Origin of the sequence: Pseudomonas sp. NFACC43 (genome assembly GCF_900119645.1) — a bacterium.
Taxonomy (GTDB): Bacteria; Pseudomonadota; Gammaproteobacteria; order Pseudomonadales; family Pseudomonadaceae; genus Aquipseudomonas.
In genome coordinates this window covers 113,435-126,768 of the sequence record NZ_FPKK01000011.1, presented here as the reverse complement: position 1 = coordinate 126,768, position 13,334 = coordinate 113,435, and the positions used below count along the sequence as shown (strand labels likewise).

The 13,334-nt window shown below is 64.4% G+C and carries 14 protein-coding genes; 5 read left to right on the top strand and 9 right to left on the bottom strand.

The window, feature by feature from the left end; all coding sequences use genetic code 11:
• Positions 1 to 9: 9 nt before the first annotated feature.
• From rodA to BT179_RS19120, 6 genes are read right to left on the bottom strand one after another with little or no spacing between them, the layout of a single operon-like run.
• On the bottom strand, positions 10 to 1,113 hold the full coding sequence (rodA, locus tag BT179_RS19145) for a rod shape-determining protein RodA (protein WP_165887857.1): 1,104 nt from the start codon (positions 1,111 to 1,113) through the stop codon (positions 10 to 12).
• Between the two features lie 31 nt (positions 1,114 to 1,144).
• Complete coding sequence (mrdA, locus tag BT179_RS19140) at positions 1,145 to 3,040, bottom strand: penicillin-binding protein 2 (RefSeq protein WP_072395811.1); 1,896 nt, start codon at positions 3,038 to 3,040, stop codon at positions 1,145 to 1,147.
• A gap of 10 nt (positions 3,041 to 3,050) precedes the next feature.
• The gene (gene rlmH / locus BT179_RS19135; protein ID WP_003185785.1) at positions 3,051 to 3,518 is read right to left on the bottom strand and encodes a 23S rRNA (pseudouridine(1915)-N(3))-methyltransferase RlmH; all 468 of its coding nucleotides are present in this window, start codon (positions 3,516 to 3,518) and stop codon (positions 3,051 to 3,053) included.
• Positions 3,519 to 3,527: 9 nt separating this feature from the next.
• A complete protein-coding gene (rsfS, locus tag BT179_RS19130; RefSeq protein WP_072395809.1) occupies positions 3,528 to 3,953 on the bottom strand; it encodes a ribosome silencing factor in 426 nt (141 codons plus the stop codon).
• Positions 3,954 to 4,010: 57 nt separating this feature from the next.
• Positions 4,011 to 4,664: a nicotinate-nucleotide adenylyltransferase gene (gene nadD / locus BT179_RS19125; RefSeq protein ID WP_168199065.1), complete on the bottom strand. Its 654-nt coding sequence runs from the start codon at positions 4,662 to 4,664 to the stop codon at positions 4,011 to 4,013.
• A 34-nt stretch (positions 4,665 to 4,698) separates the two neighbouring features.
• Positions 4,699 to 5,970 (bottom strand): glutamate-5-semialdehyde dehydrogenase, encoded by a 1,272-nt coding sequence (locus BT179_RS19120; RefSeq protein WP_072395804.1) that lies wholly within the window; start codon positions 5,968 to 5,970, stop codon positions 4,699 to 4,701.
• Positions 5,971 to 6,156: 186 nt separating this feature from the next.
• On the opposite strand from BT179_RS19120, the gene BT179_RS19115 reads away from it, so the two are divergent.
• Both BT179_RS19115 and BT179_RS19110 read left to right on the top strand, forming a co-directional pair.
• Positions 6,157 to 6,837, top strand: coding sequence for a DNA-3-methyladenine glycosylase (locus tag BT179_RS19115; protein ID WP_072431400.1), 681 nt, complete (start codon positions 6,157 to 6,159; stop codon positions 6,835 to 6,837).
• A 198-nt stretch (positions 6,838 to 7,035) separates the two neighbouring features.
• Entirely contained in the window at positions 7,036 to 8,352 is a 1,317-nt protein-coding gene (locus BT179_RS19110; protein WP_072431401.1) for a bifunctional DedA family/phosphatase PAP2 family protein, read from the top strand.
• Between the two features lie 51 nt (positions 8,353 to 8,403).
• Here the strand turns inward: BT179_RS19110 and BT179_RS19105 are convergent, their stop codons facing one another.
• Genes BT179_RS19105 through BT179_RS19095 form a run of 3 tightly spaced genes read right to left on the bottom strand, consistent with a single transcriptional unit; the run spans position 8,404 to position 10,084 of the window.
• The gene (locus tag BT179_RS19105) at positions 8,404 to 8,994 is read right to left on the bottom strand and encodes an LON peptidase substrate-binding domain-containing protein (protein ID WP_072395798.1); all 591 of its coding nucleotides are present in this window, start codon (positions 8,992 to 8,994) and stop codon (positions 8,404 to 8,406) included.
• Positions 8,995 to 9,005: 11 nt separating this feature from the next.
• Positions 9,006 to 9,722: an LrgB family protein gene (locus tag BT179_RS19100; protein ID WP_072395787.1), complete on the bottom strand. Its 717-nt coding sequence runs from the start codon at positions 9,720 to 9,722 to the stop codon at positions 9,006 to 9,008.
• On the bottom strand, positions 9,719 to 10,084 hold the full coding sequence (locus tag BT179_RS19095; protein ID WP_072395785.1) for a CidA/LrgA family protein: 366 nt from the start codon (positions 10,082 to 10,084) through the stop codon (positions 9,719 to 9,721). The genes BT179_RS19100 and BT179_RS19095 overlap by 4 nt, the downstream gene beginning before the upstream one ends.
• Positions 10,085 to 10,270: 186 nt before the next feature.
• Between BT179_RS19095 and BT179_RS19090 the strand changes: the two genes are divergently transcribed.
• The 3 genes from BT179_RS19090 to BT179_RS19080 all read left to right on the top strand — a co-directional run bounded on the left by BT179_RS19090 (position 10,271) and on the right by BT179_RS19080 (position 13,217).
• The gene (locus tag BT179_RS19090; protein WP_072395783.1) at positions 10,271 to 10,726 is read left to right on the top strand and encodes a MaoC family dehydratase; all 456 of its coding nucleotides are present in this window, start codon (positions 10,271 to 10,273) and stop codon (positions 10,724 to 10,726) included.
• A 103-nt stretch (positions 10,727 to 10,829) separates the two neighbouring features.
• Positions 10,830 to 12,548, top strand: coding sequence for a C13 family peptidase (locus BT179_RS19085; protein ID WP_072431402.1), 1,719 nt, complete (start codon positions 10,830 to 10,832; stop codon positions 12,546 to 12,548).
• Positions 12,549 to 12,575: 27 nt separating this feature from the next.
• Positions 12,576 to 13,217 carry an oxidoreductase gene (locus BT179_RS19080; RefSeq protein ID WP_072395779.1) on the top strand — a complete coding sequence of 214 codons (642 nt, stop codon included), beginning with the start codon at positions 12,576 to 12,578 and terminating at the stop codon, positions 13,215 to 13,217.
• Positions 13,218 to 13,334 lie beyond the last annotated feature (117 nt).

Genomic DNA, 13,334 nt, shown 5'->3' with positions numbered 1-13,334 from the left:
TCACCTTATTCAAACCTGAGCGATCCACTTGCGGTGTGTATGAATCGACATCAAAACCCCAAACGCTGACAGTAGCGTCACCAGCGAAGTTCCTCCGTAGCTAATGAAGGGCAACGGCACCCCCACCACGGGCAACAAGCCACTGACCATACCGATGTTGACGAAAACATAAACAAAAAACGTCATGGTCAGGCTGCCCGCCAGCAACTTGCCGAACAGGGTCTGGGCCTGGGCAGTGATGACCAGCCCCCGGCCGATCAGCAGCAGGTAGATCAGCAGCAGCAGGCAGATGCCCACCAGGCCGAACTCCTCGCCCATCACCGCGATGATGAAGTCGGTGTGGCTTTCCGGCAGGAAGTCCAGGTGCGACTGGGTGCCCATCAGCCAGCCCTTGCCGAACACACCGCCCGAGCCGATGGCCGCCTTGGACTGGATGATGTTCCAACCGGTGCCCAGCGGGTCGCTCTCCGGGTCCAGGAACGTCAGGACCCGCTGCTTCTGGTAGTCGTGCATCACGAAGTACCACATGGCCACCGACACCGGCACGGCGGCGGCGATCACGCTCAGGATCCAGCGCCAGCGCAGCCCGCCCATGAACAGCACGAAGGCGCCGCCGGCCAGGATCAGCAGCGACGTGCCCAGGTCCGGCTGGCGCACGATGAGGATGAACGGGATGCCGATCAGCAACAGGCTGATACACACATGCTTGAGTTGCGGCGGCAGGGAGCGCTTGGACAGGTACCAGGCGATGGTCGCCGGCATGATGATCTTCAGGAATTCCGAAGGCTGGAAGCGGATCACCCCGGGAATGTTGATCCAGCGCGTGGCGCCCATGGCGTTGTGGCCCATCACGTCCACGACGATCAGCAGGCTCACGCCGACGACATAGGCCAGGGGCACCCAGCGTGCCATGAAGCGCGGCTCCAACTGGGCGATGACGATCATCGACACCAGGCCGATACCGAACGAAGTGGCCTGCTTGGCCAGCAGGTCCCAGCTCTTGCCGCTGGCCGAATACAGCACGAACAGGCTGCCGGCGGCCAGGATGAGCAGCAGGATGAGCAATGGCCCATCGATGTGCATGCGTTGCAGCAGGGTGGCGCGACGGCGCATAACGTCTTCGCTGGAGAGGATCCGGTCGAAATTACTCTTCACGGGCCGTAGCCTCCGCGCTGATAGGGCTTGCGAATTCAGGCTTGAGCTGACCGTGCTCATCCAGCAGCCAGGCGTCCATGACCTGACGCACCACCGGCGCGGCGACGCCGGAACCGGACTCACCGTTCTCCACCATCACCGACACGACGATCTTGGGGTTCTCGGCCGGGGCAAAACCGACGAACAGGGCGTGGTCGCGATGGCGCTCCTGGACCTTGGAACGGTCGTACTTCTCGCCCTGCTTGATGGCGACCACCTGGGCTGTACCGCTCTTGCCGGCGATCCGGTACGGCGAGCCGATGGCCGCCTTGCGCGCCGTGCCCCGGGCGCCATGCATCACTTGCTGCATGCCGTTGTTGACCTTCTGCCAGTCCGACGGATTGCGCAGGATGATGTCCGGCATCGGATCCGGGTCCACGGGGGTCTGGCCCTCGATGGTCTTGGCCAGGTGCGGACGGTGCCATTTGCCCTTGCTGGCCACCAGGGCCGTGGCCTGGGCCAGTTGCAACGGCGTGGCCTGCATGTAGCCCTGGCCGATCCCCAGGATCAGGGTTTCACCCGGGAACCACGCCTGGCGGCGGGTCGCCCGCTTCCATTCCCGGGACGGCATCAGGCCCGGCGACTCCTCGAACATGTCCAGGGAGACTTTCTGGCCGATCCCGAACTTGGTCATGTAGGACGACAGCCGGTCGATCCCCAGCTTGTGGGCCAGGTCGTAGAAGTAGGTGTCGTTGGAACGCATGATGGCCGTTTCCAGATCCACGTAACCGTCGCCGGTACGGTTCCAGTTGCGGTACTTGTGATCGTAGTTGGGCAGCATGTAGTAGCCAGGGTCATAGACCCGGCTCGAGGCGGTCACCACCCCGGCGTCGAGGCCGGCAATCGCCACCGCGGGCTTGATGGTGGAACCCGGGGGATAAAGACCGCGCAGCACACGGTTGAACAGCGGCCGGTCGATGGAGTCGCGCAGCTCGGCGTAGGCCTTGAAACTGATGCCGGTGACGAACAGGTTCGGATCGAAACTCGGCTGGCTGACCATCGCCAGGACTTCACCGGTGTTGGGGTCCAGCGCCACCACGGCCCCCCGCCGCCCGCCCAGCGCCGCTTCGGCGGCTTCCTGCAACTTGATGTCCAGGCTCAGCACGATGTCCTTGCCGGGAATCGGGTCGGTGCGCTTGAGCACCCGCAGCACGCGGCCCCGGGCGTTGGTCTCGACTTCCTCGTAGCCCACCTGGCCATGCAGCTCGGCCTCGTAGAAGCGCTCGATGCCGGTCTTGCCGATGTGGTGCGTACCGCTGTAGTTGACCGGGTCGAGGGTCTTGAGCTCTTTCTCGTTGATCCGCCCCATGTAGCCCACCGAGTGGGCAAAGTGCGGCCCCTGGGGATAATGCCGGACCAACTGTGCCACCACCTCGACGCCGGGCAGGCGGAACTGGTTCACCGCGATCAGGGCGATCTGTTCCTCGGTCAGCTCGAACAGGATCGGCACCGGCTCGAACGGCCGCCGCCCCTGGCGCATGCGTTTCTCGAAGATGGCCCGGTCCTCGGGCGTGAGCTGCAGCACTTCGACGATCACGTCGAGCACCTTCTGCCAGTCGCCGGAACGCTCGCGGGTCATGCTCAGGCTGAAGCTGGGCCGGTTATCGGCCACCACCACGCCATTGCGGTCGAAGATCAGCCCGCGAGTCGGCGGAATCGGCTGGACATGCACCCGGTTGTTTTCCGACAGTGTGGAGTGATAGTCGTACTGGATGACCTGCAGGAAATAGAGCCGCGCAATCAGCACGCCAATCAGCGCCACCACAGTGATGGCACCGAACACGACGCGACTGCGCACCAGGCGGGCGTCTTTTTCGTGGTCCTTGATGCGGATCGGCTGGGGCATGAGGGCTGGATTACTTGTGGTAAGGATGCCCGGACAGGACTGTCCAGGCACGATACAGCTGTTCACCGATCAGGATCCGCACCAGCGGGTGCGGCAACGTCAGGGGCGACAACGACCAGCGCTGGTCGGCCCGGGCACAGACTTCCGGCGCCAGCCCTTCCGGACCGCCGACCATGAAGTTCACCGTGCGCGAATCCAGCCGCCAGCGATCGAGCTCCACCGCCAGTTGCTCGGTGCTCCAGGGCTTGCCATGGACCTCCAGGGTGACGATCCGCTCGTTCGGCCCGACCTTGGCCAGCATGGCTTCGCCTTCCTGGCGGATGAAGCGCGCCACGTCGGCGTTCTTGCCACGGGTGTTGAGCGGAATTTCCACCAGTTCCAGGGCCAGCTCGGACGGAAGACGCTTGGCATATTCATGCCAGCCCTCTTCGACCCACTTGGGCATGCGGGAACCGACGGCGATCAGGCGCAGTCGCACAGCGGTCCCTTATTGCTGGTCTTTGTTGAGCTTGGTGAAGTGCTCATGGGTGTTTTCCGGGCTGTGGTGACGGGCATCGGCCGCACGGCTCTGCTCGGCACCGGCCCACAGGCGCTCCAGGTCGTAGAACTGGCGTGCCGAGGCGGTCATCATGTGCACGATGGCGATGTCCAGGTCCAGCAGTACCCAATCGCTGTCGCCCTTGCCTTCTTCGCCCAGAGGCTTGAGGCCCTTTTTCTTCACCTCTTCACGGACCTTTTCCAGCATCGCGTTGATCTGGCGATTGGAGGTACCGGTGGCGATGATCATGTAGTCGGTGATGCTTTGCTTTTCGCGAACATCCAGAACCTGGATGTCCTGGGCCTTCACGTCTTCCAGGGCATCGACGATCACTTTGACCATCGGGTTCTCGATTACGGTGTCTTTGTTCGTCATATAAAACTCGTTTTGCTCATATGTTCGGGCGCTTCGTAACAGTGAAGCACGCCTTGTTCAGTTCGACGCACGGTACAGCCCGTGCGCATCGATGTAGGCCAGGACCGCGTCGGGCACCAGGAAACGTACCGACTTACCGCTGGCCAGCAGTTGACGGATCTGGGTGGCGGATACCGCGAGCGGCGTCTGCCAGACGAATGCAATCTGTCCGCTCGGCCCCTTCAGGGCCAGCGGGTCGCTCACCGAGCGGGCCGCCAGCAGGTTGCGCAAGGCATCCGGCGGCTCGCTGTCGGCATCCGGGCGCTGCAACACCAGGATGTGGCAATGCTGGAGCAACTCCTCCCAGCGATGCCAAGTAGGCAGGCCGCAAAATGCGTCCCAGCCCAGAAGCAGGAAAACCTGGGCATCGGCGGCCAGTTCGGCACGCATCAACTCCAGGGTGTCAATGGAGTAGGACGGCTTGTCCCGCTGCAATTCGCGGGCGTCCACCACCAGCGGCGGCACACCTGCCACCGCGCACTCGACCATCGCCAGACGGTCCTGTGCCGATACCTGCGGCGTTCCCCGGTGCGGCGGCCTGGCGCTGGGCGTCAGGCGCAGCTCATCGAGGCCCAGGGCATCGGCGACTTCCAGCGCACCGCGCAAATGGCCGATGTGCACCGGATCGAACGTGCCGCCCAGGATGCCGATGCGCCGGGGCGCGGTTGTCATCGTCGCAGCGACTGCCGGGTCGAGATCGCCCAAGTCAGACCGGCTCCTGTCCGCGCAACTGGCCGTCACCGACCACAATGTACTTCTCGCAGGTCAGGCCTTCGAGGCCCACCGGGCCGCGGGCGTGCAGCTTATCAGTAGAAATGCCGATCTCGGCACCCAACCCGTATTCGAAACCGTCGGCGAAGCAGGTCGGGGTATTGATCATCACCGACGCCGAGTCCACCTCGGCCACGAAGCGCCGGGTTTCGCCCTGGTGCTCGCTGACGATCGAGTCGGTGTGGTGCGAGCCGTGGCGATTGATGTGCTCGATGGCTTCATCCAGCCCGTCGACCACGCGGATCGACAGGATCGGCGCCAGGTACTCGGTGTCCCAGTCTTCCTGGGTGGCCGCAACGGCCTCGATGACCGCGCGGGTGCGCTCGCAACCGCGCAGCTCGACGCCTTTTTCGCGCAACTGTGCAGCCATGGGCGGCAGGAAGTCCCGGGCCACGGCCTGGTCCACCAGCAGGGTTTCCATCGCGCCGCAGATGCCATAGCGATAGGTCTTGGCATTGAAGGCGATACGCTGGGCCTTGGGCAGATCGGCGTGGGCACTGACATAGACGTGGCAGATGCCGTCCAGGTGCTTGATCACCGGCACGCGGGCGTCGCGGCTGATCCGCTCGATCAAGCCCTTGCCACCACGAGGCACGATGACATCGACGAACTCGGGCATGGTGATCAGCGCGCCGACAGCGGCGCGGTCGGTGGTGTCCACCACTTGCACCACGGCCGCCGGCAGGCCGGCTTCGGCCAGGCCGCGCTGGATGCAGGCGGCAATGGCACGGTTGGAATGAATCGCCTCGGAACCGCCACGCAGGATGGTCGCGTTACCGGACTTCAGGCACAGGCTCGCCGCATCGATGGTCACGTTCGGCCGCGACTCGTAGATGATCCCGACCACGCCCAGGGGCACGCGCATCTTGCCGACCTGGATGCCCGACGGGCGATAGCTCATGTCGCGGATCGCCCCCACCGGATCCGGCAGCGCCGCGACCTGGCGCAGACCGACGATCATGCCGTCGATGCGGGCCGGCGTCAGCGCCAGACGCTCGAGCATGGCCGGCTCGAGGCCGTTGGCCCGGCCGGCGGCCAGGTCCAGCTCGTTGGCGGCGGACAGCTCGGCGCGCGCAGCGTCCAGCGCATTGGCGGCGGCCTGCAGGGCGCGGTTTTTCTGCGCGGTGCTGGCCCGGCCGATGATGCGCGACGCTTCGCGAGCGGCGCGACCCAGGCGGGTCATGTAGTCAAGAACGGACTCAGTCATGGTCTGTGTGGTCTTGGCGAGGGAGAAAGCGGCAGATTATAACTGTCGTATCCCTCGACTAACAGCGTGGACTCGCAGCGGTGACCGGCGGAAGCACAAAACCGGCACAAATTTCACCTGTTCAGCGGTGATTAAGATTGGCATTGCTATCATCGCGCTTCCTTTGGCCTCACTTCGTCCATCGTCATGACCGACTCGCCTTCTACGCCCACTGCCCTGCCCCACGCCTTCTTCGATCGCGACGCCCAGGTACTGGCCCAGGACCTGCTGGGCAAAGTCATCCGCCACAAGGTTGGCGAACTGTGGCTCAGCGCGCGGATCATCGAGACCGAGGCGTATTACTTTGCCGAAAAAGGCAGCCACGCCTCGCTGGGCTACACGGAAAAACGTAAGGCTTTGTTTCTGGATGGCGGACACATCTATATGTACTACGCCCGGGGCGGCGATTCGCTGAACTTCAGCGCACAGGGCCCGGGTAACGCCGTGTTGATCAAATCGGCCTACCCTTGGGTCGATGGCATTTCCGGACCCCAGAGCCTGGCACAGATGGTGCTCAACAACCCCGACGCCCAGGGTCGCCCGCGCACGCCGCAAAAGCTCTGCGCCGGCCAGACCCTGCTGTGCAAGGCCCTGGGTCTGAAAGTGCCGGACTGGGATGCCAGGCGCTTCGACCCCGAACGCCTGCTGGTGGAGGACGTGGGCGTACCGACAGTCAATGTGATCCAGACCACCCGCCTGGGCATCCCATTGGGGCGCGACGAACACTTGCCCTATCGCTTCGTCGATGCGGCCTATGCCCCCTGGTGCACTCGCAACCCGTTGCGACGCGGCCAGGTCGAAGGTCGCGACTATTTTTTGCTTGGATGAACACAGCACCGCCGAACCCTGGGGGAGCGAGCTTGCTCGCGATAGCGTCGGATCAGCAGAATGGGGGGCTGACTGACCCACCGCCATCGCGAGCAAGCTCGCTCCCACAAGGGTCTCGGTGACCACGGTCTCTCGCTCCCGCAAGGGCCCGGAGCAGGAAAGGTTGCATGCCGATCACTTTTCAACGGAGTTGTTCTTATGGGCCCATGGCTCGATAGCATCACAGGATGGCTGGCCGCCAACCCGCAATGGCTTGCGGTAGCAGTATTCATCGTTGCATGTGTGGAATGCCTGGCAATCGCCGGGCTGATCGTGCCGGGTACCGTGCTGCTGTTTGCGGTGGCGGTGCTGGCCGGCAGCGGCGCGCTGTCCCTGGGCGAGACGTTGCTGCTGGGCCTGCTGGGGGGCTTGCTCGGGGACCTGGTGTCGTATTTCCTGGGGCGGCACTTCCACCAGAACATCCGGCGCCTGCCGGGGCTGCGCCATCACCCGGAATGGATGAGCGCCGCGGAAAACTATTTCCAGCGCTACGGCATCGCCAGTCTGCTGGTGGGCCGCTTCATCGGCCCGCTGAGGCCGATGCTGCCGATGGTGGCCGGGATGTGCGACATGCCGTTCCCGCGCTTTGCCGCCGTCAGCCTGCTGGCCGCAGCGGGCTGGAGCGTGGCGTACCTGCTGCCGGGCTGGGCCACCGGGGCGGCGTTTCGCCTGCCGCTGCCCGAAGGCTTCTGGCCCCAGGCCGGCGTGGTTATCGGCAGCATCGCCGTGATGATCGGCTTGAGCGTCAACAGCAGCCTGCGCCGCCATCGACATGCCGCGGCATTGATCGCCGGCCTGGGCCTGGTGATCCTGATCGGCCTGTTCATCGGGTTCCGCTACCTGAGCGCCTTCGACCAGGGCCTGATGGCGCTGGTCCAGGAGCATCGCAGCCCGAACCTGGATGAAATCGCCGTGACCTTCACGCTGATCGGCGAATTCCGCTACATGCTGATTTTCAGCGTACTGCTTACCGTCCTGCTGCTGGTGGCACGTCAATGGCGACAGGCAATCTTCGCCGGCTCGACGATGCTGATCACCGCCTTGGCCAATACCGGACTCAAGCATTTCTTCGCCCGCATGCGTCCGGAAATCCTCACCGAACCCCTGACCAGCTACAGCATGCCCAGCGGCCATGCCTCCGGCTCGTTCGCGATGTTCCTGGCCCTCGCCGTCCTGGCCGGGCGTGGCCAGCCGCCGCGCCTGCGCCTGACCTGGCTGTTGCTGGGCTGCATGCCGGCCCTGGCCATCGCGCTGTCACGGGTATACCTCGGCGTCCACTGGCCGAGCGACATCCTGGCTGGCGCCATGCTCGCCGCCTGCGTCTGCGCCGCCATGCTGTGGCTGAGCCAGCGCCAGGCGCCGCTGCAGGCCATGCCGCCGAAGATCTGGTGGCTGGTCCTGCCGGCCCTGGTGGCGGGGTTCAGCTTCTTTGCATTGCGACACCTGCCCCATGGGATGCTGCGGTATGCCTATTAGGCAATCCAGAGCAAGCTCGCATCCACAGGGGATCGGTGCTGTCTGGTGGCGTCAGGCGAAGAGTTCGCCCTGCAACTCGTCGAGCAAGGCCTGGATGGCGTCCAGGCGCTGCTGGGGATCGTCGAGCTGCAGCAGGTCGAGCTTGTCCAGCTCATTGAACGGCAGCAGGTAGGCCAGTTGGTTGGCCAGCGATTGCTGGCCGGTCGCTTCGGTGCCCATGTTCAGCGCCTCGACCATCGGATGCTCGGCCAGGGCCTTGAGCAACGCCACCAGGTCGGCGTCCTCGTCCTGCAACGGTTGCTCCGGCTCTTCCTCCAGCCACTCCACTTCAGCGACCGTCAGTTGATCCGGCTGCACCGTGCTGCTGTGCACGATGAAGCGGCGTGCGCCCTGTACGCGAATCCCCAGCAGGCCGTTGTCCTGCTGGGAAAAGTCGGTGATCCGCGCTTCACAGCCGACCCGCGCGTAGCCTTGCGGCGCGATACCGACTTCCTGGCCATCGAGGATGCACACCACCCCGAACCCCTCACCTTGCTTCATGCAGCGGCCGATCATGTCGAGGTAGCGCGCCTCGAAAATCTGCAGATCGAGGATGCACCCGGGAAACAGCACCGTGTTCAACGGGAAAAGCGGCAACGTCATAACCCAGTTCCTTAGACGGTCATCGATACAACCAGCGGCAGCAGCACCGCCGTGGCCACGCCCATCAGGCTCATCGCCAGCGCCGCGAAGGCTCCGGACTCCTCGCTTTCCTGCAATGCCACCGAAGTGCCCACCGCATGGGCCGTCAGGCCCAACGCCATGCCCCGCGCCTCAGGGCTGCGCACGCCCAGGCGGTCCAGGATGCCCGGCCCCAGGATCGCCCCCAGCACGCCGGTGATCAGCACGAACACCGCGGCCATGGCCGCCACGCCGCCGATCTGCTCGGCCACCAGCATGGCGATCGGCGATGTCACCGACTTGGGCGCCATGGTCATCAGGATCATATGCTCGGCCCCCAACGCCCACCCCAGCAGCACTGCGGACCCGGTGGCGAACACTCCGCCTATCACCAGCGTAGTAAAAATCGGCCAGAACAATTGCCGGATCCGCCGCAGGTTCAAATACAGCGGCACCGCCAGGGCGACCGTGGCCGGGCCCAGCAGGATGCTGAGGATCTCGGTGCTCTTGCGGTATTCGGCGTAGCTGATGCCGCAACCGACCAGCACACCGATCAGCACCAGCATCGACATCAACACCGGTTGCAGGAATATCCAGCGGGTCTTTTCGAACGCTGCCAGCACCAGTTGATAGGCACCCAGGGTGATGCCGATGCCAAACAGTGGATGATGGATCACCGAGGTCCAGGCGCCTTGCCAATCGAGCATCATTGCGAGTCCTCCGGCGCCGGAGCGTGACGCCGGGCCAGGCGCTGCATCAGCACGCCGGTCAGCGCCACGGAGAAGACCAGCGACAACGTCAGCGCCCCGACGATGGCCCAGAAGTCGGCGGCGATGGCCCGGGCATAGACCATCACCCCCACCGCCGGCGGTACCAGCAGCAAGGGCAGGTACCGCAACAGGCTGCTGGCGGCCAGGCTCAGCGGCTCGCTGACCTCGCCCCGCATGACCAGGTAACCCAGCAACAGCAGCAGGCCGATGATCGGCCCCGGCAGCACCGGCAAGAACAAGTGATTGATGGCGGTGCCCAGCAATTGGAACAGCACCAGCCAGGTCAGGCCCCGTAACAGCATCCGCTCTTTCCCCCGCGACATGTCCCCATTGAATGCGCCCGCATTATAAGCATGCCCGCGCTATGGTCCGGCATTCGTAAAAAGCATGGTCGATGACCTGCCCGGTCCGTCATGTTGATCTACAGTGGTTCTCCGGGGACCCAGGTCCCCGCTCCAGATAAAACCGATGAACCAAGGAGAGTCTCAATGCCCTATGTGCCTGTTGCAGCGCTCAAAGATTATGTCGGCAAGGAACTGGGACGTTCCGAATGGCTGAGCATCGACCAGGACCGCATCAACCTGTTCGCCGAAGCCACTGGTGACTTCCAGTTCATTCACGTCGATCCGGTCAAGGCGGCACAGACCCCGTTCGGCAGCACCATTGCCCACGGGTTCCTGTCGCTGTCGCTGATGCCCAAGCTGATGGAAGACATCCTGATCCTGCCCGAGGGCGTGAAGATGGTGGTCAACTACGGACTCGACAGCGTGCGTTTCATCCAGCCGGTGAAAGTCGATTCCAGGGTCCGGCTCAAGGTCGACCTGGTGGACGTGACCGAGAAAAAACCCGGCCAATGGCTGCTCAAGGCCACCGCCACGCTGGAAATCGAAGGTTCGGACAAACCGGCCTACATCGCCGAGCCCCTGTCGCTCTGCTTCGTGTGAACCCAGGCGGAAGCGAAGCCGCCCAGGCAGTTTCGCACCGCTTCTCTATATCCAGAAGGCGCAGCTGCGGCATACTCGTCGCCTGATTACCTGGATCCCCGTTATGCGCTCACTTGCTCCCTTGGCCCTGACCCTCTTGCTGACTGCCTGCGGCGACGGCGAATCGCTGCTGCCGCCCGACGCTCGCCTGCCCGATGGCGGCCGCTACCGCGGTGAGCTGGTGAACGGCGTGCTGCAAGGCCAGGGGCGCGTCGACTACCCCAACGGCAGCTGGTACGCCGGGCAGTTCGACCAAGGCCAATGGCATGGCAACGGAGAATGGCACGGCAGCAACGGCGAGGTCTATCGCGGCCAGTTCCAGCATGGGCTGTTCCATGGCCAGGGCAGCCTGAGCACGCCCAACAGCAGCTACAGCGGCGGGTTCAAGCACGGCCGGCGGGACGGGGAAGGCACGCTCAAGGAAAACGGCATGACCTACCGCGGCGAATTCAAGGCCGACCGGTATTCAGGCCTCGGACGCCTTGAGCTCGCCGATGGCAGCCAGTACCAGGGGCCCTTCACCAACGGCAAGCCCAACGGAGAAGGCCAACGCTTGGATGCCGCCGGCAATCAGTTCACCGGAAACTTCGTCGACGGCCAGCTGCAAGGCCGGGGCACCTTCAACAGCGCCGATGGCGATGTCTATGTCGGCGGGTTCAAGGACAACCAGCTCAGCGGCCGCGGTCGCTACGAAAACGCCGATGGCGATGTCTGGATCGGCCAGTTCAAGGAAGGCGCCCTCACCGGCAAGGGCGAACTGATCGGTGCCGATGGCAGCCATTACCGCGGTCAATTCAATGAATGGCGTTTCACCGGCCAGGGCCGCCTGAACCTGCCCGATGGCAGCTTCTACATCGGCCAGTTCGAAAACGACAGCTATAACGGTCGCGGCACCCTGGCGCTCACCGACGGCACGGTACAGAGCGGTATCTGGGCCAATGGCCAGCGGGTGCGCGACGCCGACGGCAAACCGCTGCCGGATGTGCTCGAACTCGGCCTGCTGGCCCAGGGCCGGCTGCTGGACGACGCACTGGCCGACATCCCCGCCTCGACGGCAGCGGTGGAGCTCTACAGCCTGACCCTGGGCGGCGACGGCAAGCAGAGCGTGTTCCTGCGCGAATCCGACTATGTCGCCAACATGCTCACCAGCCGCTTCGGTGCGTTCGGCCAGATCCGCCTGGTCAACCATCGCGACCACCTGGGCGACCGTCCCATGGCCACCCGCGAAAGCCTGCGGCGCGCCGCCCGCACACTGGCCGAGCGCAGCGGCCCGGAAGACCTGGTGTTCATCTACCTCACCAGCCATGGCACCAGCGAACACGAACTGGTCCTGGACCAACCGCGCATGGAACTGGCCGACCTGCCCGCCGATGAACTGGCGGCGGTGCTGGCGCCCCTGAAAAACCGCGACAAGATCGTGGTGATCTCGGCCTGCTACTCAGGGGGTTTCATTCCGGCCCTCAAGGACGAACGCACCCTGATCATGACCGCTTCCCGGGCGGACCGGGTGTCCTTCGGCTGTTCCGAGGAGGCCAACTTCACTTATTTCGGCGATGCGCTGTTCGCCCAGGCACTGAACCAGACCGACGACCTGGAACAGGCTTTCAAGCTGGCCAAGGCCACCGTTGCCGAACGGGAACAGGCGGACAATTTCGAAGCCTCCGAACCGCAGATCTGGGCGCCCAGGACGGTGCTTTCCCACTGGCAACTGCTGCGTAAACAGCAGGCGCGCAAAGCATTGCAAAGTACCGCACTGAACGACGAGGGCCAAAAGAGCAACTAAGCTGAACCGTATCAAGGGGGAAACACCATGTACTTGACGCCTCAGCATGTCTTGCTCGCCGGCGCTACCGGGCTGACCGGGGAACACCTACTGGACCGGTTGCTCAACGAACCGACCATCAGCCGGGTCCTGGCGCCTTCACGCCGGCCATTGGCGGAGCACCCGCGCCTGGAAAACCCGGTCGGGGAGCCGGCCGACGTACTGCCGCGACTCGACGGCCAGGTCGATATCGCCTTTTGCTGCCTCGGCACGACCCTCAAGAAAGCCGGCTCCGAACAGGCCTTCCGCGCGGTGGACCTGGACCTGGTCGTCGCGTTTGCCAAGCGTGCCCGGGAACTGGGGGCCCGGCACCTGATCGTCATCAGCGCCTTGGGGGCCGATCCAAAATCGTCGATCTTCTACAACCGGGTCAAAGGCGAGATGGAAGCGGCGCTCAAGGCCCAGGACTGGCCGCAACTGACCATCTGCCGGCCTTCCCTGCTGCTGGGGGAACGGCCCGAGCCTCGCCTGGCCGAGCAACTGGCCGGCCCCTTGTCGAAGCTGATCCCGGGCAAGTACCACGGCATCGAAGCCTGCCAACTGGCCCGCGCCATGTGGCGCCTGGCCCTGGAAGAGCAGGATGGGGTGCGGGTGGTGGAGTCGGATGAGTTGCGCAAGCTGGGCAAGTAGGCTGGGCAAGCGGCCCCGTATCCAAGCCAAGCGCTTGTGGTGCGAGGCAATTGTGGCGAGGGGACTCATCCCCGCTGGGCCGCGACGCGGCCCCAAGGCAGCCAGCTCGATCGGCCT